Origin of the sequence: Kosakonia sp. N21 (genome assembly GCF_050587465.1) — a bacterium.
GTDB lineage: Bacteria > Pseudomonadota > Gammaproteobacteria > Enterobacterales > Enterobacteriaceae.
Window position 1 is genome coordinate 449,798 of the sequence record NZ_JBOBHR010000004.1, and the last position, 24,960, is coordinate 474,757.

The 24,960-nt window shown below is 54.2% G+C and carries 22 protein-coding genes and 1 pseudogene; 14 read left to right on the forward strand and 9 right to left on the reverse strand.

All coding sequences use genetic code 11. From position 1 onward, the window contains the following. Positions 1-90 precede the first annotated feature (90 nt). From ACQ3G7_RS12350 to rimL, 4 genes are all read left to right on the forward strand, one after another. Positions 91-1,260 (forward strand): pyridoxal phosphate-dependent aminotransferase, encoded by a 1,170-nt coding sequence (locus ACQ3G7_RS12350; RefSeq protein WP_430890003.1) that lies wholly within the window; start codon positions 91-93, stop codon positions 1,258-1,260. 13 nt (positions 1,261-1,273) lie between these two features. Continuing rightward, positions 1,274-2,053: an ABC transporter substrate-binding protein gene (locus tag ACQ3G7_RS12355; protein WP_430890004.1), complete on the forward strand. Its 780-nt coding sequence runs from the start codon at positions 1,274-1,276 to the stop codon at positions 2,051-2,053. Between the two features lie 271 nt (positions 2,054-2,324). Beyond that, positions 2,325-3,980, forward strand: a complete 1,656-nt coding sequence (locus ACQ3G7_RS12360) for a glucan biosynthesis protein D (protein ID WP_430890005.1) — start codon at positions 2,325-2,327, stop codon at positions 3,978-3,980. A 47-nt stretch (positions 3,981-4,027) separates the two neighbouring features. After that, on the forward strand, positions 4,028-4,573 hold the full coding sequence (rimL, locus tag ACQ3G7_RS12365; RefSeq protein ID WP_430890006.1) for a 50S ribosomal protein L7/L12-serine acetyltransferase: 546 nt from the start codon (positions 4,028-4,030) through the stop codon (positions 4,571-4,573). On the opposite strand, the gene ydcK is transcribed toward rimL, so the two are convergent. After that, complete coding sequence (gene ydcK, locus ACQ3G7_RS12370) at positions 4,565-5,545, reverse strand: YdcK family protein (RefSeq protein ID WP_430890007.1); 981 nt, start codon at positions 5,543-5,545, stop codon at positions 4,565-4,567. The genes rimL and ydcK overlap by 9 nt on opposite strands. A 114-nt stretch (positions 5,546-5,659) precedes the next feature. On the opposite strand from ydcK, the gene tehB reads away from it, so the two are divergent. From tehB to ACQ3G7_RS12385, 3 genes are all read left to right on the forward strand, one after another. Further along, a complete protein-coding gene (tehB, locus tag ACQ3G7_RS12375) occupies positions 5,660-6,256 on the forward strand; it encodes a tellurite resistance methyltransferase TehB (protein WP_430890008.1) in 597 nt (198 codons plus the stop codon). A gap of 142 nt (positions 6,257-6,398) precedes the next feature. After that, entirely contained in the window at positions 6,399-7,928 is a 1,530-nt protein-coding gene (locus tag ACQ3G7_RS12380; RefSeq protein WP_430890009.1) for a DUF1593 domain-containing protein, read from the forward strand. A 57-nt stretch (positions 7,929-7,985) separates the two neighbouring features. Beyond that, a complete protein-coding gene (locus tag ACQ3G7_RS12385; RefSeq protein ID WP_430890010.1) occupies positions 7,986-9,002 on the forward strand; it encodes a NagC family transcriptional regulator in 1,017 nt (338 codons plus the stop codon). A 1-nt stretch (position 9,003) separates the two neighbouring features. Here the strand turns inward: ACQ3G7_RS12385 and pepT are convergent, their stop codons facing one another. Further along, on the reverse strand, positions 9,004-10,233 hold the full coding sequence (gene pepT / locus ACQ3G7_RS12390) for a peptidase T (protein WP_430890011.1): 1,230 nt from the start codon (positions 10,231-10,233) through the stop codon (positions 9,004-9,006). 106 nt (positions 10,234-10,339) lie between these two features. On the opposite strand from pepT, the gene ACQ3G7_RS12395 reads away from it, so the two are divergent. Beyond that, the gene (locus ACQ3G7_RS12395; RefSeq protein ID WP_430890012.1) at positions 10,340-11,935 is read left to right on the forward strand and encodes an ABC transporter substrate-binding protein; all 1,596 of its coding nucleotides are present in this window, start codon (positions 10,340-10,342) and stop codon (positions 11,933-11,935) included. 101 nt (positions 11,936-12,036) lie between these two features. Beyond that, complete coding sequence (locus tag ACQ3G7_RS12400; protein ID WP_430890013.1) at positions 12,037-12,705, forward strand: DUF3313 domain-containing protein; 669 nt, start codon at positions 12,037-12,039, stop codon at positions 12,703-12,705. Here the strand turns inward: ACQ3G7_RS12400 and ACQ3G7_RS12405 are convergent. Continuing rightward, positions 12,692-13,606, reverse strand: a complete 915-nt coding sequence (locus ACQ3G7_RS12405) for a DMT family transporter (protein WP_430890014.1) — start codon at positions 13,604-13,606, stop codon at positions 12,692-12,694. The genes ACQ3G7_RS12400 and ACQ3G7_RS12405 overlap by 14 nt on opposite strands. 173 nt (positions 13,607-13,779) lie before the next feature. Here ACQ3G7_RS12405 and ACQ3G7_RS12410 point away from each other — a divergent pair, with 173 nt between their 5' ends. Next, complete coding sequence (locus ACQ3G7_RS12410) at positions 13,780-14,655, forward strand: helix-turn-helix domain-containing protein (RefSeq protein ID WP_430890015.1); 876 nt, start codon at positions 13,780-13,782, stop codon at positions 14,653-14,655. On the opposite strand, the gene ACQ3G7_RS12415 is transcribed toward ACQ3G7_RS12410, so the two are convergent. Continuing rightward, positions 14,632-15,816 (reverse strand): benzoate/H(+) symporter BenE family transporter, encoded by a 1,185-nt coding sequence (locus ACQ3G7_RS12415; protein WP_430890016.1) that lies wholly within the window; start codon positions 15,814-15,816, stop codon positions 14,632-14,634. The genes ACQ3G7_RS12410 and ACQ3G7_RS12415 overlap by 24 nt on opposite strands. Before the next feature lie 76 nt (positions 15,817-15,892). Between ACQ3G7_RS12415 and ACQ3G7_RS12420 the strand changes: the two genes are divergently transcribed. Both ACQ3G7_RS12420 and ACQ3G7_RS12425 read left to right on the forward strand, forming a co-directional pair. Then, positions 15,893-16,465 (forward strand): helix-turn-helix domain-containing protein, encoded by a 573-nt coding sequence (locus ACQ3G7_RS12420; protein WP_430890017.1) that lies wholly within the window; start codon positions 15,893-15,895, stop codon positions 16,463-16,465. A gap of 251 nt (positions 16,466-16,716) precedes the next feature. Further along, positions 16,717-18,675, forward strand: coding sequence for a peptidase U32 family protein (locus ACQ3G7_RS12425; protein ID WP_430890137.1), 1,959 nt, complete (start codon positions 16,717-16,719; stop codon positions 18,673-18,675). Positions 18,676-18,705: 30 nt separating this feature from the next. Here the strand turns inward: ACQ3G7_RS12425 and ACQ3G7_RS12430 are convergent, their stop codons facing one another. The 5 genes and pseudogenes from ACQ3G7_RS12430 to ACQ3G7_RS12450 form a co-directional block, all read right to left on the reverse strand. Beyond that, entirely contained in the window at positions 18,706-18,915 is a 210-nt protein-coding gene (locus ACQ3G7_RS12430; RefSeq protein ID WP_430890018.1) for a hypothetical protein, read from the reverse strand. Between the two features lie 149 nt (positions 18,916-19,064). After that, complete coding sequence (locus ACQ3G7_RS12435; protein ID WP_430890019.1) at positions 19,065-19,400, reverse strand: hypothetical protein; 336 nt, start codon at positions 19,398-19,400, stop codon at positions 19,065-19,067. A gap of 165 nt (positions 19,401-19,565) precedes the next feature. Then, positions 19,566-19,694, reverse strand: a complete 129-nt coding sequence (locus ACQ3G7_RS12440; protein WP_263100776.1) for a DUF2474 domain-containing protein — start codon at positions 19,692-19,694, stop codon at positions 19,566-19,568. Further along, complete coding sequence (gene cydB / locus ACQ3G7_RS12445; protein ID WP_430890020.1) at positions 19,694-20,704, reverse strand: cytochrome d ubiquinol oxidase subunit II; 1,011 nt, start codon at positions 20,702-20,704, stop codon at positions 19,694-19,696. The genes ACQ3G7_RS12440 and cydB overlap by 1 nt, the downstream gene beginning before the upstream one ends. A gap of 23 nt (positions 20,705-20,727) precedes the next feature. Next, positions 20,728-22,041: pseudogene (locus ACQ3G7_RS12450) on the reverse strand (cytochrome ubiquinol oxidase subunit I); the annotation flags it as partial. A gap of 276 nt (positions 22,042-22,317) precedes the next feature. On the opposite strand from ACQ3G7_RS12450, the gene ACQ3G7_RS12455 reads away from it, so the two are divergent. Continuing rightward, positions 22,318-24,027, forward strand: a complete 1,710-nt coding sequence (locus ACQ3G7_RS12455; RefSeq protein ID WP_430890021.1) for an AAA family ATPase — start codon at positions 22,318-22,320, stop codon at positions 24,025-24,027. Next, positions 23,993-24,946 (forward strand): HNH endonuclease, encoded by a 954-nt coding sequence (locus ACQ3G7_RS12460; RefSeq protein WP_430890022.1) that lies wholly within the window; start codon positions 23,993-23,995, stop codon positions 24,944-24,946. Before ACQ3G7_RS12455 ends, ACQ3G7_RS12460 begins: the two co-directional genes overlap by 35 nt. Positions 24,947-24,960 lie beyond the last annotated feature (14 nt).

The following is a 24,960-nucleotide window of genomic DNA, read 5'->3' on the forward strand; positions in this document are numbered from 1 at the left end:
AGTCATGGCTATTATGACAACAATTCGCTTGTCGGCTCAATGCTGTTTTGGTTTGAATGGTTATGCACTTTTAATGAGAAAGGATTAAGCATGACTTTGCGTACCCCGGTGAAATTTCGTTCCAAATTACCCGATGTCGGCACCACCATTTTTACCGTGATTGGCCAGCTTTCCGCGCAGCATAATGCCATTAACCTTTCTCAGGGCGCGCCCAACTTCCCGTGCGATCCGCAACTGGTGGCCGGTGTTACCCGTGCGATGGAGGATAGCCATAACCAGTATGCGCCGATGACCGGCTTGCGCCCGCTGAAAGCACGTATCGCGCAGAAGATAAATGACCTGTACCACACTGACTATGATGTCGATAACGAAATCCTGATCACCGCCAGCGCAAGCGAAGGGCTCTACTCCGCCATCAGTGGGCTGGTGCACCCTGGCGATGAGGTTATCTATTTTGAACCGTCGTTTGATAGCTATGCGCCGATTGTCCGTTTGCAGGGGGCAACACCGGTGGCGATTAAACTGACAGTGCCGGATTTTGCCGTCAACTGGGATGAGGTGCGCGCCGCCATCACGCCGCGTACCCGGATGATCATCATCAACACCCCGCACAATCCCAGCGGGCAGGTGTTCTCCCGCGCGGACCTGGAGCAACTGGCTGCGATCACCCGCAATACGGATATCGTGATCCTCTCCGACGAAGTGTATGAGCACGTTGTCTTTGACGGTGAACCGCATCATGGCATGGCAACGCACCCGCAACTGGCGGAGCGTAGCGTGATTATCTCCTCGTTCGGTAAAACCTACCATGTGACCGGCTGGCGCGTAGGGTACTGCGTTGCGCCTGCTGAACTGATGGAGGAGATCTGTAAAGTGCATCAGTTTCTGATGTTCTCTGCCGACACGCCGATGCAATATGCCTTTGCCGATCATATGCGCGACCCACAAAGCTGGTTATCGCTGTCGGCCTTTTACCAACGCAAACGCGACCTGCTGCAAACGCTGCTGGCGGAGTCGCCATTCCGGTTATTGCCCAGCGCAGGATCATTTTTTATGCTGGCGGATTACAGCCATTTCAGCGAAGAGAGCGACAGCGAAATGGTGAAACGACTGATTACCGATTGCGGCGTCGCCACGATCCCGTTGTCGGCTTTTTACACTGATGGTACTGATAACAAGTTGATTCGCCTCTCTTTTGCGAAAGATGAAGCGACGTTAAGGGCAGGTGCGCAGGCCCTGTGCCGTGTTAAACCACGCTAAAGGAGCGTTAATCATGAAATTAAAAGCACTCTGTCTGGGCATGGGGTTGCTCTGCTCACTCTCTTCGTTTGCCGCCACTGAACTGCGTTATGGCGTGGAAGCGGAATATCCGCCGTTCGAAAGCCGCAATGCGGCCGGCGAGCTCGAAGGGTTTGATATCGAACTGGGGAATGCGATCTGCAAAGCCGCGCAATTGAAATGTAGCTGGGTGGAAACGTCGTTTGACGCGTTGATCCCGGGGCTGGTGGCGAAGAAGTTTGATGCCATCAACTCGGCAATGAATATCACCGACCAGCGTAAAAAGAGCATCGACTTTACTCAGCCTATCTATCGTATTCCATCGCAACTGGTCGGCAAGAGCGGCGCCGGAATGGAAGCCACCGCTGAAGGTCTGAAAGGCAAAACCATTGGCGTGTTGCAGGGTTCCATTCAGGAAACTTACGCCAAAGAACACTGGGAAAAACACGGTGTCACGGTGGTGTCTTACAAAGATCAGAATATGGCGTGGGGTGACTTGCTGAACGGCCGCATCGACGCCACGCTGGTGATGTCCGCAGCCGGTCAGGCTGGTTTTCTGAGCAAACCGCAGGGCAAAGGGTTTGGCTTTATTGGCAAACCGGTCTCGGACGACACGATCCTCGGTAGCGGTATTGGCTATGGGTTGCGCCAAGGCGATGAGGCCACCAAAAAACAACTCGACGCCGCGATTGATAAAGTGCGTGCCGACGGCACCATCAAAACGCTGGCAGCAAAATACTTCCCGGGCATTGACGTCAGCGTCAGCGCACAATAACGCCTCACGATTCTGGCCCCTGCCATTTGATGTCCGGCAGGGGCTTTTTTTATTCCGCCGCATTTACCCGCCATTATCCTTATCTTTACGTTGTTTTCGGGCTGATCCGATCGACAGGAAATATTTCACGGTTTGCGCAGATAATCAGCGCCCAACAATTGGATTCTCAATGAATTTTGTCTAGAGTGTGCGTTCATCAACAATCGCTTTTGCCGCTGTTTCGCGACACCGCGAAATGTCCATTTACGACCAGAAGGACGTGTTACCAGGCATGAACCGCAGACGATTTATTCAGGCATCCATGGCGCTCGCAGCAACGTACGGTACGACCGGCGTGGCTTCACTTTTCTCCCGCGCGGCATTCGCGGCAGACTCCGATATCGCCGATGGCCAAAGCCGTCGTTTTGATTTCTCCGTGTTGCAGTCCATGGCGCACGATCTGTCGGCGCAACCGTGGGGTGGCGCGCCGAAAGCGCTGCCGAATACGCTGGCAACGCTCACGCCGCAGGCTTACAACAGCATCCAGTACGATGCGAAGCACTCGCTGTGGAATAACATCGACGGTCGCCAGCTTGATGTGCAGTTCTTCCATGTCGGCATGGGGTTCCGCCGCCGCGTACGCATGTTCTCGCTGGATCAGCAAAGCCATCAGGCGCGCGAAATCCACTTCCGTCCGGAGCTGTTTAACTACCACGATGCCGGCGTGGACACCAAACAACTGGAAGGGCAAAGCGATCTCGGCTTCGCCGGTTTTCGCGCATTCAAAGCGCCGGAACTGGCGCGCCGCGATATTGTCTCCTTCCTTGGCGCCAGCTATTTCCGCGCGGTAGACAGCACCTTCCAGTACGGGCTTTCCGCGCGCGGCGTGGCGATTGATACCTTTACCGATACGCCGGAAGAGTTCCCGGACTTTACCGCCTTCTGGTTTGAAACCGCAAAACCGTCGGATACCTCATTCACCGTCTATGCGCTGCTCGACAGCCCGAGCATTACCGGCGCGTTTAAATTCACCATCCACTGTGAAGCCAGCCAGGTGATCATGGATGTGGAAAACCGCCTGTTTGCCCGTAAAGAGATCAAGCAACTGGGCATTTCGCCAATGACCAGTATGTTTAGCTGCGGCAATAACGAGCGCCGCGTGTGCGACACCATTCACCCGCAAATCCACGACTCCGATCGCCTGGCAATGTGGCGCGGTAACGGTGAGTGGATTTGCCGCCCGCTGAACAACCCGCAGAAACTGCAGTTCAACGCATTCCAGGATAACAACCCGAAAGGCTTTGGCCTGCTGCAACTGGACCGGGATTTTTCCCACTATCAGGATGTGATGGGTTGGTACAACAAGCGTCCGAGCCTGTGGGTAGAGCCGCGTAACAAGTGGGGCAAAGGATCCGTCTGCCTGATGGAGATCCCGACCACCGGTGAAACGCTGGATAACATTGTCTGCTTCTGGCAGCCGGAAAAACCAGTGAAAGCAGGGGACGAATTCACCTTTGAATATCGTCTTTACTGGAGTGCGATGCCGCCGGTGCGTTCACCGCTTGCGCGCGTGTACGCCACCCGCACCGGCATGGGCGGTTTCCCGGAAGGCTGGGCGCCAGGGGAACACTATCCGGATAAATGGGCGCGTCGTTTCGCCATTGATTTCGTGGGCGGGGACCTGAAAGCCGCCGCGCCAAAAGGGATTGAACCGGTGATCACCCTGTCTAACGGTGAAGCGAAACAGGTGGAAATCCTCTATGTTGAGCCGTTCGACGGTTACCGCATTCTGTTTGACTGGTATCCGACCAACGATTCCACCGACCCGGTTGAAATGCGTCTGTTCCTGCGCTGTCAGGGCGACGCCATCAGCGAAACCTGGCTGTATCAGTATTTCCCGCCCGCGCCGGATAAACGTAATTACGTTGACGACAGAGTGATGCGCTAAGCTTAAATTCTCCCCCGTAAGGGGGAGAATGCGTTGGGGAGATCGAAATGGAAGATGCCCGGATTACCGTAAACGAACGCATCACCCTGCATGCGGTGAATGACCGTTTTGTTGACGATCTCTACCAGTTGGTGGTGAAAAACCGCGACTGGCTTCAGCAGTTTCTCGACTGGCCGCAGCATGTGCATTCAGTGGAAGACACCCGAAAAACCGTGCAAAGCAACGTGATCCTGCATCAGCGCGGTTACGCCAAAATGTTTATGATCCTTTGCGAGGAGAAACTGGTGGGGGTGCTGGCGTTCAACGCCATTGAACCGTTAAATAAGACGGCCTACATCGGATACTGGATGGATGAAAATGCCTGCGGGCAGGGTATTTTGTCGCAATCGATGCAGGCGATGATCGACTTTTACGCCCGCCGCGGCACGGTTCGCCGCTTTGTCATCAAATGCCGCGTGGCAAACAGGGCCAGCAACCAGGTGGCCAGCCGCAATGGTTTCACGCTGGAAGGCTGCCTGAAGCAGGCGGAATTTCTGAACGGTCACTATGATGATCAACACATCTGGGCGCGTATCGTCGACGGGTTACAGTAAACCCACCAACGGCGTGCGGGTGATCACTTGCCCGTCATTGATGACTTTCGGCCCGCGCAGTAAAATGCGCTCCCCATCTCGCGCGTCTACCACGGCGTTATCGGTAATTTCAATCTGATGCTCGATCAGCACATCTCCCTGAATGCGCGCATGTCCCTGAATCACCACTTTTTCATCCAGTTGGATCGGCCCGCCGCGCAGCCAGGCATGACCGCCGACCAGCACATGGTGCTTCAGGATGCAGTTTCCTTCCACCACGGCGTGTTCCGCCACCTGCGAGCCGTAGCGCAACGTGGGGATCTCATCGTCCTGCGTTCCGGCCACAATACGGGCATTACCGTAGACTTTGGCGCAATCACAAACCCAGACATCATTCAGTTCGTTGCCGTCGAGCAGGGCAAAATCGAACACTTCTGCCCGGTGTTCAACAAACGCGTAATTGGCGATGGCATCGCCGTAGATTTGCGCCTGGTGTACCACACGGGAGTGGCTGACCGTTGCACGATCGTAGATTTGCAATAGCTGCTCGTTATCCGGCGTGAGCCCGCGTGCGGCAATAATGTCGCAACCGCTGAGAATACGCGCATCGCCGCGCAGATGGCACACACCGCGCACCGTTGAGGATTGTACGGTGACGTTGTCACTTAATTCGGCGCCGTGGCTGATTTCACAGCCATCCACCCAGGCATTACCGTGGATTTTCACCTCATGGCAGATCACGCACGGCTGGGTAATGCGCGCGTTATCCCGCACGGTACTGCCATAAAACACCATGCTGTTTTCATCGTAAATCCAGCAATTTCCTTGCTGATCGAGTACATTTTCGCTATCGACCCAGCCACCGGCAGTGCCTGCGGTGACATCGTTAAAATCGCGCACGGCAATCAGCTGGCGCAGCGCGACCGTTTTTTTCTCGCCGCCCATCTGGTAACTCAACACCCGTTGCTCATCACTGAGTCGATACTTATTCATGTTACAGTTCTCCCATCAGCCTGAGTTAACCGTAGCAAATTTTACGACGCTGGCGATCCGGCGACGAAAACAATAAAATGCATTTAAAATACATGTTAAGGATTGAGGACCATAATGACGACCCGCACCGACACCTGGTTTACTGAAAAATACAACATGACCCCGACGCACTCTGAAGTGCTGAACGCCATGAACTACATTGCGCCGGGTAAAGCGCTGGATCTCGGCTGTGGCAATGGTCGCAACAGTCTGTATCTGGCGAACAAAGGCTTCGACGTTACCGCGTGGGATAAAAATCCCAACAGCCTGAGCAATCTGCAAAGCATCCGCGAAGCGGAAGGGCTGGACAATCTGCACGTGGCGGCGGCCGATCTGAACAACCTGAGTTTTGACGGCGAGTACGACTTTATTCTCTCGACAGTGGTGCTGATGTTCCTGGAAGCGAAGACCATTCCGGGGTTGATCGCCAATATGCAGCGCTGCACCAAACCGGGTGGCTATAACCTGATTGTGGCGGCGATGGATACGGCGGATTTTCCCTGCACGGTCGGTTTCCCGTTTGCTTTTAAAGAAGGGGAGCTGAGCAATTATTACGCAGGCTGGGAACAGCTGAAATACAATGAAGACGTCGGTGAACTTCACCGCACCGACGCGAACGGAAACCGCATCAAACTGCGCTTTGCCACGATACTGGCGCGCAAACCGGCGTAACGCGACTCCCGTGCGGGCGGCTCTGCCCGCATAACCAATTTTTTATCTGCATCACACATTTCGTTTTTCTCTTTTTACTTTGTTTCCTTGGTTAACTATGTTGATGCGATTCCGCTATGGCATAAAAAGGAGACGTAACGTGGTGAACAACATAACAAAAAGTATCTTACTGGCGATGAGTGGCGTCGTGGCGCTGTATGCACCACTGGCGGTCAGTGCGGCGACAGGTATTCCTGAAATGGCGGCAAAAGTACTGCCGTATCAGGAAAAACCGCGCGTCTTTGTGCTGACGGATATTGGCAACGAGCCAGATGATCAAATGTCGCTGACCCGCTTTTTACTCTATTCCAATGAGATGAACGTCGAAGGGTTGGTGGCGACCACCTCGACCTGGCAGCGGGAAAAAGTGCATACCGACATGATCGATCTGGTCGTCGGTCATTACGGCGAAGTGCAGCCAAATTTACTGAAACACGCGGCGGGGTTCCCGTCGGTGAAACAGCTTGAAGCGGTGGTCGCTCCGGGGCTTGCGAGCTACGGCATGGCTGCGACCGGAGAGGGCAAAAATACCGCCGGTTCTGACCTGCTGGTCAAGGCCATTGAAAAAAGCACCGATGCCAGCCATCCGCTGTTTATCAACCTGTGGGGCGGTGCGAACACGCTGGCCCAGGCGTTGAAAGATCTGTCAAAAAAACAGCCTGCTGAGAAGGTTCAGCAGCTGACGCGCAACCTGGTGGTCTACTCCATTTCCGATCAGGATGACGCCGGTTTCTGGATCCGCGAGCACTATCCGGAGATCACCTACATTGTCGATCCCTCCAGCCAGAACGCGGAAGATTATGCCCGTGCGGCCTGGACCGGCATCAGCGGCGATAAATATTACCGTAATGCGCCCGGCGCGGATTTCACCACGGTTTCTCAGCACTGGCTGGATGAAAACATCCGCAGCAAAGGGCCAATGGGCAAGGGTTACCTGAAATATCTGTTTATCATGGAAGGCGACACGCCAGCCTTTCTTGGGCTGATCCGCAATGGGCTGAACAGTGAACGCAACCCGGGTTGGGGAGGCTGGGGCGGTCGCTACATTGTGCGCCAGCCGCAAAATGAAACACACCCCATCTGGACCAGCGGCGGGGACTTCTATCCGGGCAACCCGAACTCTGCCGACACCGTGACGGGCGTTGATGGCAAGCGCTATACCTCGAATCAGGCGACAATCTGGCGCTGGCGCGAAGCCTTCCAGCATGATTTCGCCGCCCGCATGGAGTGGGGCATTAAAGACTTTGCCGCCGCGAACCACAACCCGCAGGTGGTGGTGAATGGACAGCCCGGACAGCAGGTGATTACCCTGAGCGCGAAAGTGGGCGACGTGCTGAAACTGGATGCCTCCGGCAGTAAAGATCCGGACGGCGATAAGCTGCACTATCAGTGGTTCCTGTACCCGGAAGCCGGTGCCGCCAGCTCGAAAGCCATTGCACCGGAAGATGTGCAGGGCCGCCGTGGCGAAGACAATCTGACCGCACCTGCGGTGTTAACGCTACAGGATGGCAAAAATCCGCGTGTGGAAGTCAACGCGCAGCGTGCCGGGACCGAACACCTGATTCTGGCGGTCACCGATAATGGTAAACCGGCGTTAACGTCTTACCGTCGCATCATTGTTTCCGTAAAATAACTGAGGTATTAAGTTATGCCGGGTGGTATGTGACCACCCGGTACGGAGGCGCAACGCGTGGATTACAAACAACAGATCCTGAAAATCCTGCACAGTGAAATGGAGTCACGGGCGGAAATGACCCGTCGGCTGGGAGTAACCAAAGCCTATATCACCAAACTGACCTCGCAACTGCTGGATGCGCAGCTTATCGAAGAGCGGGAAATCAAAGACGTGACCTTTGGCCGCCCGCAGCAACTGCTGGCTGTCAAAAGTGGGCAGGCGTTCAGCATCAATATTATGCTGCGCAAAGGCAGTTTTCAGGGCACGCTAAATGATTACAACACCGTCATTGCCCCGCTCAGTGTTCACCATTGCGCGCTACCAGAACAGATGACGCCGGATGAGCTGGTCAGCGAGCTGGCGCAGGGGATTGCCGCATTATGTCAGGCCGCGTGCATTCCGCTACAGCGAGTCACTGTGCTGAGCGTGGCGTTACAGGGGGGGATTGAGCATTTCACCGGTGTGGTGCGCTATTGCCCCTTATTTAGCGACAGTAATGTCAACCTGATGGCGCTGATTGAGCAGCGTACCGGCATCACCACCCGCATCTACAACATTGCGCATTGCACGAATTATCTGCTGGCAAAACGCTGGCCGGGGCAATCCTGGGTGGCCTTTATGCCTGGGTTCGGCAGTCTTGGTTATGGTTACTGCACGAACGGCGTACCGGGGCTGGGCGAAAATGGTTTTTACCCGGAAATCGTCCATCTGCCTTATGACGGCGGTATTGAACCGGCGTTCAACGTAATTGAAGCGAATAAAGCCGCTACCGTGCTGAGCACCGCGCAGGCGCTCTATTTCGCTATCTGCTGTACGGCACCGATCCACAATATCCGGCTGGTCATTGCGACCGGGGAGTTATTTGAAGATTACGGTGATGACGTGCTGCCGCTGGCGCAACAGATGTTAATGGATAACCCCAACCAGCATATCCGCGAGATCCACATTCGCCATGATAAGGTCGGTCATCACTATGGTGTGAAAGGGCTGGTGCAGCTCAGCTCGGACACCCTGACTGAGCTGCTGGTGTAAATCAGCGCGCGGCCAGCAGGCAGAGCTGCAATGCCACACGGTAAGCGTCTTCAAACGCGCTCAGGGGTAAAAACTCAAAACGGGAATGGAAATTATGCGCACCGGTAAAGAAGTTCGGTGTTAGCAGACCTTTTGCCGACAGTGCCGCGCCATCCGTACCGCCGCGCATCGGCGTGGGTTTGGGCGTGATACCCAGCGATTCCATGGCCTGAAACAGCAAATCAATCGCCCGGCGATCCTCGCCAATGGCATTACTGATATTGCTGTAGGTGTCACTGATGCTGTATTCCACTTTTGCCGTCGGGTATTGCGCAGCGATTACTGCAGCCACATCGCCAATCTGCTGTTTGCGGCGGGCAAAATTGTCGCTATCGAAATCCCGGATGTTGGCGTTCAGCGTGGCGTGCCCTTGTACCGCATCAATGGCGTTAAACCAGATATACCCTTCGCGGCCTTCGGTATGCTCCGGTGTTTGCTGGCGATCAAAATGGCTGATGTAGTCCATGGCCATCAGTAGCGGGTTGACCAGCACGCCTTTTGCCGACATCGGGTGGGCGGTCACGCCGGTAAAGCGGATCTGCGCGCTGGCGGCATTGAAGTTTTCATAGACGATTTCACCGCGTTCGCAGCAGTCGATAGTCCAGGCAAAATCCACATCAAAGCGTTTCAGATCCAGCGCTTTTGCCCCGCGCAAACCGACTTCTTCATCCGGCACAAACGCCACCACGATATCGCCATGCTGATGCGCAGCGGTGAGGTTCTCCAGCAGCGTCATCACAACCGTTACGGCGGATTTATTGTCTGCGCCGAGCACGCTGGTGCCGTCACTAAAAATAATGTCTTCGCCAGGATAGGCGAGGATTTCCGGATGCTCGCTTACACGTAGCCAGATCTCTTTCGACGGATTCAGACAGAGGTCTTCACCCTCAAAACGCAGGATTTGTGGATGAATATGCGGTGATAAACCGACATCTACGGTATCAATGTGGGTGATAAAACCAATGCGCGGCGCGCCAGGAACCGTGCCTTTTTTCACCGCCGTCACGGTGGCATGATCGTCAAGGACAACCTCATCCAGCCCAAGGGAGATCAGCTCATTCGCCAGTTCACGCGCCATATCAAACTGCCCGACAGTGGTCGGTAAGGTGGTGGCGGCAGGATCGCTCTGGCTGGTGATGGAGAGATAACGAAAGAAGCGTTGCGTTAATTGGCTGGTAAGCGACGACGGCATAGTGATTCCTTCTTTATTTGTAATATCAGGTGTTTGCACATTCGCTTTAATGTTATTTATGAGAGGGCAAACAACAAGCATTTACAATAAAACAACAGGAAAAACTATGATTAGCAAACCGACAACACTTGCTCTGGTGTTGGCCGCGCTGACAGTGAGTTCTACTGTGGCGGCAAAAACACTGGTGTATTGTTCAGAAGGTTCACCGGAAAACTTCAACCCGCAACTCTATACCTCCGGCACCAGCGTCGATGCCAGCGCCGTGCCCATCTATAACCGACTGGTGGACTTCAAAGTCGGTACTACCGAGTTGCAACCGAGTCTGGCAGAGCGCTGGGAGGTCAGTGAAGAGGGCAAAGTCTATACCTTTCACTTGCGCAAAGGGGTGAAGTTTCAAAGCAATAAATATTTCACGCCAACGCGGGATTTTAACGCGGACGATGTCATCTTCTCATTTATGCGCCAGAAAGATCCGCACAACCCGTATCACACTGTTTCTAACGGCACTTACTCCAACTTCGAAAGTCTGGAATTCGGCAGCCTGATCACCGCCATCGATAAAGTCGACGACAATACGGTGCGTTTTACTCTTGCGCACCCGGAAGCGCCGTTTGTTGCCGATCTGGGCTGGTATTTCGCCTCGATTCTGTCGGCGGAATATGCCGACGCGATGCTGAAAGCCGGTACGCCGGAGCGGGTAGATATGGATCCGATTGGCACCGGGCCGTTCCGCCTGGCGCAGTACCAGAAAGATTCGCGCATTTTGTTCACCGCGTTTGATGACTACTGGCAGGGTAAAGCGAAAATCGATCGGCTGGTTTTCAGTATCACCCCGGATGCCTCCGTACGTGTGGCAAAACTGGAAAAGAATGAATGTCAGGTGATGCCTTTCCCGAACCCGGCGGATCTGCCGCGGTTGAAAGAGAACAGTGCTATCACGCTGATGAGCAAAGCCGGGCTGAACACGGGTTTTCTTGCGTTCAATACGCAAAAAGCGCCGCTGGATAACGTGAAAGTACGCCAGGCGCTGGCCATGGCGATCAACAAACCAGCCATTATTCAGGCGGTGTTTCAGGGCACGGGCACCGCGGCGAAAAACCTGCTGCCGCCCGGCGTCTGGAGCGCGGACAGCACGTTAAAAGATTACGACTACGATCCGGAGAAAGCCAAAGCGTTGCTGAAAGAGGCGGGCGTCGCGCCAGGAACCACCATCGATCTGTGGGCGATGCCGGTACAACGGCCCTACAACCCGAATGCCAAACGCATGGCCGAGATGATCCAGGCGGACTGGGCAAAAGTGGGGGTCCAGGCGAAAATCGTCACTTACGAATGGGGTGAATACCTGAAACGGGTGAAGGGCGGTGAACATCAGGCGGCCTTAATGGGCTGGACCACCGCAACCGGCGATCCGGATAACTTCTTCGGCCCGTTATTTACCTGCACCTCCGCCAACGGCGGCTCGAACTCGGCAAAATGGTGCTATCAGCCGTTTGATAAGCTCATCGCGGAAGCCAAAGCCACGACCGATCATGATAAGCGCGTCGCGCTGTATAAACAGGCGCAGCAGATGATGCACGATCAGATGCCAGCGGTAATGATTGCCCATTCGACGATTTTTGAACCGGTACGCAAAGAGGTGCAGGGTTATGAAATCGATCCGTTTGGCAAACACATTTTCTGGCAGGTCGATCTGAAAAAATAAACCGCCGCCGCCTGGTCTGGCCGGGCGGCCTTTTCCCTCCGGCGTAGTGCCCCTTCGTTTGCTATAACTTAATGGCAATTCCGCACTCAAGGGACATTCTTATGCGTACTCATGCGTTAGTTAGCGTTGCCGTTATTACCGGCCTGCTGGCGTTGTCAGGCTGCGCGTCAAAAGTGACTCAACCGGAAAAGTATTCCGGTTTTTTAAAAGACTACTCCGGGTTACAGGAAACAACCTCGGCGACCGGGAAACCGGTGCTGCGCTGGGTCGCGCCGGGTTTTGATCCGGCGAAATATGACTCGATTGTCTACCATCCGGTAACGTACTACCCGGTGGCCAAACCGACCAACCAGATCAATCAACAGGTACTGGATGGCGTGCTCAATTACACCAACACAAAATTGAAAGCCGCGGCTGCGGCGCGAAAACCGCTGGTGACCTCGCCGGGCCAGCATAGCCTGATCTTCCGCGGTGCGATAACCGGCGTGGACGCCAGCAAACAAGGGTTGCAGTTCTATGAAGTGGTGCCGGTGGCGATGGTGGTCGCAGGCACACAGATGGCGACAGGCCATCGCACCATGAATACGCATCTCTATTTTGAAGGTGAACTGATAGACGCGCAAACGAACGCCCCGGTGCTGAAAGTGGTGCGTAAAGGGGAGGGGAAAGATCTCAGCAATGAAAATGCGCCGGTCACCGTCGATGCCCTGAAACAGGTCATTGATGGTATGGCGACCGACGCCACTATGTTTGATATCAACAAACGTTAGCTTTTCGCCGCTGCAGACGCCCGCTCAGCCAGCTTTCCGGGCGGGCAAACATCACCAGATTGCCGGTCAGGATCAGCAGCAACCCGGCAATGCCATTGATATGCCAGACATAGCCTTCATAGAAAGTCGAAATGGTCAGCGCAACCAGCGGGAACAGCAGCGTACTGTAGGCGGCTTTGCCGGGGCCGATTCTGCCGACCAGCGTAAAGTAGGCGCCAAAGGCGACAACCGAACCGAACAACGCCAGATAGACCAGCGCGCCCAGGTAGCTGGCCGTCCACTGCGGGGTAAAATCATCGCCGCGCAGCAGGCCAATCATCCCCATGATCAGCGTCCCGTACAGCATGGCCCAGCTATTGGTGGTCATGGTTTGCAGCCCTTTGCGCTGATGGCGCAGGCTTATCATATTGCCAAACGAAAAACCCAGCGTGCCCAGCGCCGACAGGCCAATGCCCATCAATAGTGTACTGTTCCAGCCGCTGGCAACCAGGTCCTGCCAGAACAGCGTCACAATGCCTGTTAACCCCAGCAGGGCGGCGGCAAAAAAGCGCGCCGGGGGCTTCTGACCAAAAAACAGGAAACTGTTCACCGCGTTAAACAGTACTGCCATCGAGAAGATCACTGACTCGAGCCCGGTGTTAATCCACGCAGCGGCCGTGTAAAAACACCAGAAGTTAAAGCCAAACACGCAGCAACCCTGCAGCAGGCAAAACAGGTGATCGCGCAGCGGCAGGGCGCGCAGTTTGCCGCGAACCGCCAGTATCAGCAACATGGCAGCGGTGGCCAGCGCGAAGCGCCAGAAAATCGACACCGGCGCGGGCACCGGACCCTGCTGTAAAAAAATCGCAATCCAGGTGGTTCCCCAAATCACCACCACCAGGCCATAAAGCAATGCGTTCATGTTGATTCCCAATCGATAAAACGAACGCTGAGTGTGGCAAGAAAGGGAGGTGCTGGCTTGCACGGGCTTGCCGTTGACTTGCATATTCTTGCGCTTTTGTTTGCACAATGCTGGTATCCGGTGCCCGCTATTTATAGACTGACTACCTGGTTACTATTAGATAATTTCTGCGAATGTCTGACCATTACGACGCTTTTGAAAACCTGCGTAAACACAACGCCGTGCTGCACAACTCGGTGTCGCTGCACTCCGGGATCCAACTGGCGGCGTGGTCAAATAAACGCGATAACATCACGCAATATTGCGATCACCATACCCTCAGCTTGTATATCGCCGACGGTTACGAGAGCTACCACAAAACCGCGTACGGCTGGAAAAATGGCGGTGGGCCGGACAGGTTTTGCCTGATGCCGAAAGAGAGCGAATCGGTGTGGGATATTCGCGACGATCTTTCCTTTGTGCATCTCTACTGTACCGATGAGCATTTGCGCGAAGTCGGTGAGCGCGTGTGGGATCGCAGCCCGGCGTCCTTCACGCTGGATGAAAAAACCTTTGCCCAGGATCCGCGTATCACCACGCTTTATCGCCAGTTTCTGCTGGATTGCGACTGGCAACAAAACGCCAACCAGTTAACGCTGAGCACCGCCTCAACGCTGCTCCTGACGCACCTGGTGCAGCATTACAGCAACGTGCAGTGGCAATTGCCGACGGTCACGGGCGGCTTAGCGCCGGTCGCGCTGCGCACGGTGCTGGAGTATATCGATGCACACCTGTCGGAGCCGTTGCTGCTGTCGGATCTGGCGGCACAGGCCGCTCTTAGCGAATATCATTTTGCGCGTATGTTCCGCCAGTCGATGGGGGTTGCGCCGCACCAGTTTGTGATGCAACGCCGGATGATGCGCGCCAAGACACTGTTGACCAGTAGCGACCAGCCGTTGACCACCATTGCGCTGGCCTGTGGGTTTAACTCCGCCAGTCACTTTAGTAACCAGTTTAAAGCGGCGACGGGTTTCACGCCCTCGCAATTACGTGCGGCGCGCCAGCGTTAATACGCCGTAGCACAGTCCCCCGATCACTAATCCCCAGAAAGCCGAACTGATCCCTAGCAATGTGATGCCGCTGGCGGTCACCAGGAAGGTGACAATGGCAGCATCACGATCGGTCTCTTTCGCCAGCGCCTGTTGCAGGCTACCGCTGATGGTCCCCAGTAACGCCAGCCCGGCCAGCGTCTGGATCCAGCTTAGCGGCAATGCGGCCAGTACGGCGGTAATCGCACCGCCAAAAATACCTGCCAGCAAATAGAAAACCCCGGCGGCAGCGGCGGCCAGCCAGCGTTTACCCGCATCCGGGTGGGCATCCGGACTTTGACAAATTGCGGCGGTAATGGCGGCAATGCAAATGGAATAGACCCCGAACGGCGACAGCAGCAGCGCCAGCGCACCGGTAAAAATGATCAATGGCGACACCGGAACACGGTAACCGGCGGCCTGCATGGTGGCGAAACCGGGGGCATTCTGCGATGCCATGGTTGCCAGAAAAAACGGAATACCGATGCTTACCAGCGTGGTCCCGTTGAACGCGGGCGCGGTAAACGTTGGTGTGACGGTGGCAAGGGAAATACTCTGCGTGACAACGTCACCACTGACGAGCGCCACCAGTACGCCAACCAGTAATGTTGCAACAATGGCATAGCGTGGCGCGAGGGCTTTACAGACAAGCCAGGCCAGTAGCATACTGCCGCACAATGCAAAATGGCCCCCCAGATTGTTAAATGCCTGTAGGCCAAAACGGAGTAAAATCCCCGCCAGCATGGCTGCCGCCAGCGTATGAGGAATGACCTTCATCAGCCTGGCGAATAACCCGGTCACACCGCACAACACGATTAGCCCATTGGCGAAGATAAACACGCCAACGGCTTCGTTCAGGGAAACACCCTGCAAACTGGTGGCGAGGAGCGCCGCGCCGGGCGTTGACCAGGCGGTCAGCACCGGTACGCGGTACCACAGTGTTAACGCCAGCGTACTGACGCCCATGCCCAGGCCAAGTGCGGTCATCCAGCCGGCAATCTGCCCGGGTGTGGCCCCGGCGGCAGACGCAGCCTGCCAGATAATGGCGGCAGAGCTGGCATAGCCCACCAGGACGGCAACGAAACCCGCCAGCACGCTGGTAAAGGGGATGGATGTGTTAACGGGCAGAGTGGCGAGGCGCATAAGTTTTCCTTGTGCGTTATAGCATCCGAATAATTTATCATCGAGCGCTATAGCGCACAAGTCATCAGGAGGAGTCATGGATCTCACGCTTTATCTGGCCGCAACGCTAAAAAATTTACGCCAGGACCGCGGCTGGAGCCTTTCCCGCTTAGCGGAAGAAACGGGCGTGTCAAAAGCGATGCTGGGGCAGATTGAGCGCAGCGAATCCAGCCCGACGGTGTCGACGTTGTGGAAGATCGCCACCGGCCTCAATGTGCCGTTCTCGACCTTTATTGCCCCGCCGGAAGGGGAAACGCCGCTGGCGTACGATCCCGATAGCCAGGCGATGGTGATCACCCCCATTTTCCCGTGGGATGAACACCTGCATTTCGACATGTTCTCGATTACCCTGGCGCCGGGCGCGTTAAGCGAGTCCACCCCGCACGAGAAAGGGGTGATTGAGCATGTGGTTGTCCTTAGCGGCGCGCTGGATATGTGCATTAACGGGCAGTGGAAGACATTAACCGCCGGCAGCGGCGTACGTTTTGCCGGGGATGAGGCGCACGCCTACCGCAACAGCACATTGCAGACGGCGCACTTTCAGTCGCTGATCCACTATCCAAAAGAAAAAGCCGCAAGCAAGCCTGCGGCAAATAACGACGACGATTAACAATCAGACGACCCAAAATAATTCAGGGGGCAGGAAGCCGGTAACGCACCTGCAACCTGAACTATCACGGGTACACAACGTGACGAGGAATGTCCGAGTCACCACTTTACCGTTCAGCAAAACGCAGCGGAAATAGCAATTTCGACATTGCATTGCCAGCGTGCGCAAATTCCCCCGGTCGCAGGTGGTGAAACGGCCCGCTTGTGACTACAATAGCCGCCATTTTGCACATAATGGATAACGACGATTGTATGCGCCTGCACCCCCATCACCTTGAACTGTTAAGCCCGGCCCGCGATGCCGCTATCGCCCGCGAGGCGATCCTTCACGGCGCGGACGCTGTCTACATTGGCGGCCCCGGCTTTGGCGCGCGCCATAACGCCGGAAACAGCCTGCGCGACATTGCCGAACTGGTACCGTTTGCGCATCGCTACGGTGCAAAAGTCTTTATTACGCTGAATACCATTCTTCATGATGATGAGCTGGAACCTGCGCAGAAATTGATTGGCGACCTGTATCAGGCGGGCGTTGATGCGCTGATCGTGCAGGACATGGGCGTGCTGGAGCTGGATATTCCGCCCATCGAGCTGCATGCCAGCACCCAGTGCGACATTCGCAGCGTCGAGAAAGCCAAATTTCTCTCCGATGTCGGCTTCAGCCAGATCGTGCTGGCGCGCGAACTGAACCTTGAGCAAATCCGCGCCATTCACAGCGCAACGGACGCCACCATTGAGTTCTTTATTCACGGTGCGTTGTGCGTGGCCTATTCCGGGCAGTGCAACATTTCTCATGCGCAAACCGGGCGCAGCGCCAACCGCGGCGACTGCTCACAGGCGTGCCGTTTGCCTTATACCCTGAAAGATGATCAGGGGCGCGTGGTGGCATATGAAAAACACCTGTTGTCGATGAAAGATAACGACCAGACCGCCAACCTGGCGGCGCTGATCGACGCGGGCGTACGCTCCTTCAAAATTGAAGGGCGCTACAAAGATATGAGCTACGTGAAAAACATCACTGCGCATTACCGCCAGATGCTCGATGCGATCATTGCCGATCGCGGTGACCTGGCGCGGGCATCCGCCGGGCGTACCGAGCACTTCTTTATTCCGTCGACTGACAAAACCTTCCATCGCGGCAGCACGGACTACTTCGTTAATGCGCGTAAAGGCGACATCGGCGCATTTGATTCGCCGAAGTTTATCGGTCTGCCGGTGGGTGAAGTGCTGAAAGTGGGCAAAGATCACCTCGATGTGAACGTGACCGAGCCGCTGGCAAATGGCGATGGCCTGAATGTGCTGGTGAAACGCGAAGTGGTCGGCTTTCGCGTCAATGTGGCCGAAAAGACGGGGGATAACCGCTACCGCGTCTTCCCGAATGAAATGCCGGATCTGCTGAAAACCCTGCGTCCGCACCATCCGCTGAACCGCAACCTCGATCACAACTGGCAGCAGGCGCTACTCAAAACCTCCAGCGAGCGGCGTATTGGCGTCGATATTGAACTGGGCGGCTGGCAGGAACAACTGGTTCTGACGCTGACCAGTGAAGACGGCGTCAGCGTAACGCATACGCTGGAGGGGCAGTTCGACGAAGCCAATAATGCAGAAAAAGCGCTGGAAAACCTGAAAGAGGGCCTGAGCAAGCTGGGGCAAACCCGCTATTACGCGCAAACGGTAGCGGTCAACCTGCCTGGCGCGTTGTTTGTGCCTAACAGTCTGCTCAATCAACTGCGCCGTGAAACGGTGGAGATGCTGGAAGAGGCGCGCCTGGCGAGTTACCAGCGCGGTAGCCGTAAACCCGTGGCGACGCCCGCGCCGGTTTACCCGGAAACCCACCTCTCTTTCCTGGCGAACGTTTACAACCACAAGGCGCGTGAGTTCTATCATCGCTACGGCGTACAGTTGATCGACGCCGCCTTTGAAGCCCACGAAGAGAAGGGCGATGTACCGGTGATGATCACTAAGCATTGCCTGCGTTTTGCCTTTAACCTGTGCCCGAAACAGGCGAAAGGGAACATCAAGAGCTGGCGCGCGACGCCAATGCAGTTGATCCACGGTGATGAAGTGCTGACGCTGAAATTTGACTGTCGTCCGTGCGAAATGCACGTGGTGGGCAAGATTAAGAATCACATTCTGAAAATGCCGCTCTCCGGCAGTGTGGTGGCGTCGATAAGCCCTGATGAGTTGCTAAAAACACTACCGAAAAACCGCTAAAAAAAAGGGTGGCTCAGCCACCCGTTTTTCTTAACGCTGGTCTTCCGACATTGGCGGTTTCTTATCGTCACGCTTTGGCGGCTTCGCTGGTTTATGTTTCGGCGGCAGCGGTTTTTTCTCTGCTTTGTGGTGTTGCTGGCCGTGGGCGTTTTCCGGCGGCAGCGGTTCGTGGTCGGCGGCAAACACCATTGAAGAGAAGCTCACCGCCAGAATGGCGGACACCAGTGCAATCTTTTTCATACGACTTCCTTTCTCACTCTGTATTGAGTCGCCGTGGATTTGACGCCCAAAAAGTGAAGGGATTATGGAGTTATCTCTCTTCGGGAGTATTCCTGGCGGTGCGGCGGCCTGGCCAATCCTGCAACGGGAAAGAATAACGTGAGGGGTGTTTATGGATTGGCGTATTCGAGGATTTCCTCACCCATCAGCGTGCAATCGTTAAGGAAGATAAATCGCATCCGGTATTTACCTTTATAAATAGTCCCCCAGACTTGCAGCACATCGAAATAGTGTGATTTGTTTTCCGGGTTCTGAATTTTTGCCAACGGCGTGACGTTATGATCAATGTCAGCCCTGTCATCGTTATCCCGATAAAATGCCAGCAGTTTTTTGGCTTCAGATAATGCCTGCGCTTTGCAGGTCAGGTCAGATTTCCTCTCCGCAGCTAAAGAGGGAAAAGAGAGCGTAAATAATAAAAACGGAACGATCGTGGCGGTTATTTTCATATTGCCCCATGCCTTCACCACTGACATGTTTCTGAGGCCATTATTTCCCCACAAAATGTCCCATGGTGTATTTCATCATCAGATCAACTGAAAACATGCTACCGGGCGACAGCGCCAGGGGAAAGGCAGAGTGTGCCATTTACCGCGACACACTCTGCACACAAGTCAGTGGGATTTAAACCCTGCCGCCGTCATCAGCAGGCGAAACACCATACTGACCGCCGCCAGTGCCAGCACACTGCCGCCCCAAATCAACACCAGCCAGCATATGCGGCTCAGAAGTGAGTGTTTCATCAATGATACCCCTCACCAGGCTGCACTTTGCCGCGGAACACGTAATAACTCCAGAAGGTATAGACCAGAATAATCGGGATAATCAGCAGCGCGCCAACCAGCATAAAACCCTGGCTCTGCGGCGGTGCTGCTGCCTGCCAGAAGGTGATATCCGGCGGGATAATATGTGGCCAGATGCTGATGCCAAGGCCGCTAAAACCGAGGAAGACCAGCCCCAGTGTTTGTACAAAGGGTAACGCGTGGGCGTGCGTGTGATTCAGACTGCGCCACAGCCAGGCGCTAAGGCCGATCACCAATAGCGGTACGGGCGCAAAGAAAAACAGATTCGGCAGACTGAACCAGCGGGCAGCAATAGCCGGTTGTGCCAGCGGCGTCCACAGACTGATGACAGCGATAACAGCCAACAGAGCCAGCAGTAAACCCTTGGATGCACAACGCATTTTTTTCTGTAACGGGCCGTCGCTTTTCATCACCAGCCAGCTAGCGCCCAGCAGGGCATAGGCGATCACCAGACCCACACCGCAAAACAGAGTGAATGGCGTTAACCAGTCTAACGCGCCGCCGCTGTAACTGCGCCCGGTGACGGAAAAGCCATTAATCACTGCACCCACCACCACGCCCTGGGCAAAGGTAGCCAGCAGTGAGCCGGACAAAAAGGCTTTATCCCAGAACGGACGATGCGCAGGTGTGGCTTTAAAACGGAATTCAAACGCCACACCGCGGAAAATCAGCCCCAGCAGCATCAGCGTGAGCGGAATGGTCAGCGCATCCACTATCACCGCATAGGCCAGCGGAAACGCACCGAACAACCCCGCGCCGCCCAGCACCAGCCAGGTCTCATTGCCGTCCCAGACCGGCGCAACGCTGTTGACCATCACATCCCGTTCACCGGCATCGCGCGTCAGCGGAAACAGAATGCCAATCCCGAGATCAAAACCGTCCATCACGATATACATCAAGGTGGCGAAGACAATAATGACAAACCAGATTAACGACAGATCGATACCCATTAGTGACTCTCCTCTTGCCACGCCTGCGGGCCGTGGGTGATCAGGCGCACCATATAGCTGTAGCCGACGCCAAAAACCGAGCAATAGACAATAAAAAACGCCAGCAGGCTGATGCTCATGTGCATATCACCGTGTGCGGAAACCGCATCCGCCGTACGCAACAAACCGGTCACTACCCACGGTTGTCTACCGACTTCGGTGGTCACCCACCCGGCGAGGATGGCGATCAAGCCAGCAGGCCCCATCCACAAGGCAAAATGCAAAAACGGGCGCGACTGGTACAGACGCTGTTTGTAGCGCAACCACAACGCGCCAACGCCCAGCGCGATCATCAATACGCCCAGCCCGACCATCACGCGGAATGACCAGAACACCAGCGGCGCGTAAGGGCGGTCTTCTTTGGCAAACTCTTTCAGCGCCGGAACCTGTTTATCCAGACTGTGGGTGAGGATCACGCTGCCCAGCGCCGGGATCGCCAGCGCATAACGTGTGCGTTCCTGCGCCATATCCGGCAAACCAAACAGCAGCAGCGGGGTGGCTTCACCGGGCGGGTTCTCCCAGTGGCCTTCGATGGCGGCGATTTTTGCCGGTTGGTGTTCCAGCGTATTCAGCCCGTGCATATCGCCGACCATCGCCTGAATCGGGGCGACGATCAGCGCCATCCACATCGCCATGGAGAACATTTTGCGCATGGCGGGGGTGTCGTTGCCGCGCAGTAAATGCCAGGCGGCGGACGCGCCGACAAACAGTGCGCTACTGAGAAACGCGGCAATGGTCATATGCAGCAGACGGTACGGGAACGAGGGGTTAAAGATCACCTTCAGCCAGTCGACCGGCACAACCTGGCCGTTTTCAATCACAAACCCTTGCGGTGTATGCATCCAACTGTTGGACGCGAGGATCCAGAAGGTAGACATTAGCGTGCCGAGCGCCACCATGCAGGTAGCAAAGTAGTGAAGACCCGGACCGACTTTGTTCCAGCCAAACAGCATTACGCCCAGAAAACCCGCTTCCAGGAAAAACGCCGTCAGCACCTCGTAAGTGAGCAGTGGCCCGGTAATGCTGCCGGCAAACTGGGAAAAACCGCTCCAGTTGGTGCCAAACTGGTACGCCATCACCAGCCCGGAAACCACGCCCATCCCGAAGTTAACGGCAAAGATTTTCGACCAGAAGTGATAGAGCGTGCGCCAGTCCGGGTTGCGGGTTTTCAGCCACAACCCTTCAAGCACCGCAAGAAAGCTGGCGAGACCGATGGTGATCGCCGGGAAAATGATGTGAAAAGAAACCGTGAAGGCGAACTGTATTCTCGCCAGGTGAAACGCGTCTAAACCAAACATGCACAACCCCAAATCAAACGTTGTGGTGATTATGTTAATGAGCGCGAACCTGAACTTGCAGAAACAGATTGTGGAAATTTTTCCATAACAGTTGCTCTGACAATGTCACTTAGTGGTATCTGATATAGTCTCACTGTGTCAGTGCCAATAAGGGTAGGGTGTGTGGCGTGGTAGCAAAAGTGTCTCTATGTTAGATTTATTCTCTTCTAAGATTTTACCTGGTTATGAATGGATCATAACCGTTAAGCCTGACTTCTCACCGGAAGGAGATGGACGTTGAAGGTTTATTTTTTTAACTCACTCGCGATTGACGGGCCAGAGGGTTTGTATTTGGTACCGGATAATATCGTCACTAACCACAGCGCACAGTGGAATGATTTCGGCTTTGAGATGATGTTTGCGGTTTATTATCACCGTAGCAACAATACAGAATATATTGGTATGGCGCGATTTTTATGTCGCAGCCGGATGAATACCGCTGATTATTTTACTGAGCACGGCGAGGTTGTGCGTTCAGGGTTGTATGATATATCCAGGTTTATGCGCATCGATAATATCGTCTCGTTAGGCAATGAGATTGATTACTATAAAATGCTGAATTTTCTGCATATTGAGTATCAACAGGATCCACTCGAACTAATGAAAAATCTGTGCGATGCCAGCTATTACTCACTGTTCGAGGGTGAAACACGGTTTAAGAACTGGAATGGTTTTAGAAATGCCTTCCTGCGCAATAAAACGACAGCGAAAACGTTGTTAAATAAAGGAGTAGCGATCTCCGCCCCCGACGCAATCAAATTAGCCTATAAAGAACTCACTATTGAATCTCTGGATCTACCGGAAACTTTTGAACCTGTAGAATTTTCTTTTAGCCGCAGACGAGTAGGGGAACCGATCGACAATATTAATATTATCATCGGCAAGAACGGGCTTGGTAAAACGCTGGTGCTGAAAGAAATTATTAATAGCATAACCGGCATTTCAGTGCGAAAAGCCAATGACGGGAAATTTCTGAAGTTGGTTGTCGCGGCCTTTAGTCCTTTTGAAAATTTCCCTCATCGCGAACAAATTATTAAAGAGATTGAAACACAAGAGCTCTACCAAATCATTTCTGAGGAAGAAGAAGCCCGGCGTATAAAAATGCTCGACGCGTATACCTATATCGGTTTTCGCAACCCGCAACGGGTATTTGATACCGAGTGGCCAAAAGAGCAGTCGGTGATTGCGCTGCAAAAAATTCTCGAGCATGAAAAAGTCTCGGCAAAACTCAAAGAGACCTCCCGGTTTACGCTGCTGACGCAAACTCTTCGCCGGGCGCTCTCCTTTGATCATATTGCGTTAACCGACAAAAATGGGGTTCAGATCATCGTTGATCCGAACGATGATATCGACTTTGACGCTATCAACCTAAAAGCGGGATTGTCTTTTATTGGCAATGGCGACGAAAAAGCCATGAGCTCAGGCCAGCTTATGTACGCCTATATGATACCACCGCTTATCGCCCACATTGAGGATGAGAGCCTGGTGCTGATTGATGAGCCGGAGCTTTACCTGCACCCGGAACTGGAAATTGGCCTGATCAAAATGCTGAAAACCCTGCTGCGTGAAACGCGTTCCTATGCAGTGATTGCCACCCACTCAGCGCTGATGGTGCGAGAGATACATAAAAACCGCGTCACCATTTTGCAGGAAGGAAACGCGTCACAGCATTCGACACGCGTGATGCAACCGCAAAGCGAAACCTTTGCCGCGTCTATTGAGCAGATCATTGGCGAAGCATTTAACGATTACTTCAGCAGCAAACCGTTTGAAGAAGAGATCGATGCGCAAATCAAGAAATATGACACTGCTGAAGAGGCGATAAAAATGTTGTTCCCGAAATTGGGTTCAGACGGGCAACAATATCTTTTCAGCAAGCTGGATAATTCACATTATACGTTGGGGGACAGGGATGAAAGCACTGAGCCAAATGCGGATCCCGAATGATGACAGTTGGTTAGCGCTGGCGCTGGATTGTGACAAAGACAAAGTCCCACAGCTGCGTGCTATTTCTCCACGTTTACGTGCTCATTACCCACAGTATGACAATATTATTGAAGGGTATGCAGTCAGGCCAGCGAACAGTATTTTTAAACATGGCGAGAATTTTGGCCCTGAAAAAGAGGTATTAAATCATTTTTACAATTCAGCACCCGCAAACCTGGGTGCTGAGCTATCGCACCGTCGTAATAATAATGAGCTGTCTGAATGTCCTTATTGTGGCTACCCGGAAACACCAAACACGCTGGATCATTTTATCCCTGAAAGTGACTGGCCTGAGTTTTCCATTTATCCCGATAACTTAGTTCCGCAATGCATATATTGTGCGCGAATTAAAAGCAAACGCTATTACTCAGACGATGAAAATCGATGCCTTTTTATTCATCCCTTTTACTCCGCTCTCCTTGAGGGAACACGCTTTGACATTCAACTCTCGCTAATGAGTATTAAACCGGATACGGTCACGGTAATATGTGATCCGACATTCACTGTTCCCCCTGACACGTCGGAAGAAAATCGCAAACGCATTAAATTGCATATCGATAGTTTACGTATTGCAGAGCGTATCCGGGAATATTGTCAGCAAGAGCATAACAACCTCAAAAATTTTATTGAGAAAGGCAATCAGACCCATCACCCGGTCAATGTGGACGGCTACTGCCGGGCCAAACGCTACAGCGCGCTGGTGGCGGTGGGGATGACCGATCGCATTAATGAACCTGATTATCCGCACTGGGCTTCAGCCTATTACGTGGCATTAATTCGCAATACCGCGGTGATGGATTACTACCAGAGCCTGGTGGTCACTCCGCCTGCGGCAGCGGTAGCCCCGGTTGCCAGAGCGGCCGCAAACGTGCCGCTGTAGAGGATTGTTTGCAA

Coding starts and splice junctions, on each gene's coding strand:
- ACQ3G7_RS12350 (WP_430890003.1), top strand. CDS start 91: ATGACTTTGCGTACCCCGGTGAAATTTCGTTCCAAATTACCCGATGTC.
- ACQ3G7_RS12355 (WP_430890004.1), top strand. CDS start 1,274: ATGAAATTAAAAGCACTCTGTCTGGGCATGGGGTTGCTCTGCTCACTC.
- ACQ3G7_RS12360 (WP_430890005.1), top strand. CDS start 2,325: ATGAACCGCAGACGATTTATTCAGGCATCCATGGCGCTCGCAGCAACG.
- rimL (WP_430890006.1), top strand. CDS start 4,028: ATGGAAGATGCCCGGATTACCGTAAACGAACGCATCACCCTGCATGCG.
- ydcK (WP_430890007.1), bottom strand. CDS start 5,545: ATGAATAAGTATCGACTCAGTGATGAGCAACGGGTGTTGAGTTACCAG.
- tehB (WP_430890008.1), top strand. CDS start 5,660: ATGACGACCCGCACCGACACCTGGTTTACTGAAAAATACAACATGACC.
- pepT (WP_430890011.1), bottom strand. CDS start 10,233: ATGCCGTCGTCGCTTACCAGCCAATTAACGCAACGCTTCTTTCGTTAT.
- ACQ3G7_RS12395 (WP_430890012.1), top strand. CDS start 10,340: ATGATTAGCAAACCGACAACACTTGCTCTGGTGTTGGCCGCGCTGACA.
- ACQ3G7_RS12400 (WP_430890013.1), top strand. CDS start 12,037: ATGCGTACTCATGCGTTAGTTAGCGTTGCCGTTATTACCGGCCTGCTG.
- ACQ3G7_RS12405 (WP_430890014.1), bottom strand. CDS start 13,606: ATGAACGCATTGCTTTATGGCCTGGTGGTGGTGATTTGGGGAACCACC.
- ACQ3G7_RS12410 (WP_430890015.1), top strand. CDS start 13,780: ATGTCTGACCATTACGACGCTTTTGAAAACCTGCGTAAACACAACGCC.
- ACQ3G7_RS12415 (WP_430890016.1), bottom strand. CDS start 15,816: ATGCGCCTCGCCACTCTGCCCGTTAACACATCCATCCCCTTTACCAGC.
- ACQ3G7_RS12420 (WP_430890017.1), top strand. CDS start 15,893: ATGGATCTCACGCTTTATCTGGCCGCAACGCTAAAAAATTTACGCCAG.
- ACQ3G7_RS12425 (WP_430890137.1), top strand. CDS start 16,717: ATGCGCCTGCACCCCCATCACCTTGAACTGTTAAGCCCGGCCCGCGAT.
- ACQ3G7_RS12430 (WP_430890018.1), bottom strand. CDS start 18,915: ATGAAAAAGATTGCACTGGTGTCCGCCATTCTGGCGGTGAGCTTCTCT.
- ACQ3G7_RS12435 (WP_430890019.1), bottom strand. CDS start 19,400: ATGAAAATAACCGCCACGATCGTTCCGTTTTTATTATTTACGCTCTCT.
- ACQ3G7_RS12440 (WP_263100776.1), bottom strand. CDS start 19,694: ATGAAACACTCACTTCTGAGCCGCATATGCTGGCTGGTGTTGATTTGG.
- cydB (WP_430890020.1), bottom strand. CDS start 20,704: ATGGGTATCGATCTGTCGTTAATCTGGTTTGTCATTATTGTCTTCGCC.
- ACQ3G7_RS12460 (WP_430890022.1), top strand. CDS start 23,993: ATGAAAGCACTGAGCCAAATGCGGATCCCGAATGATGACAGTTGGTTA.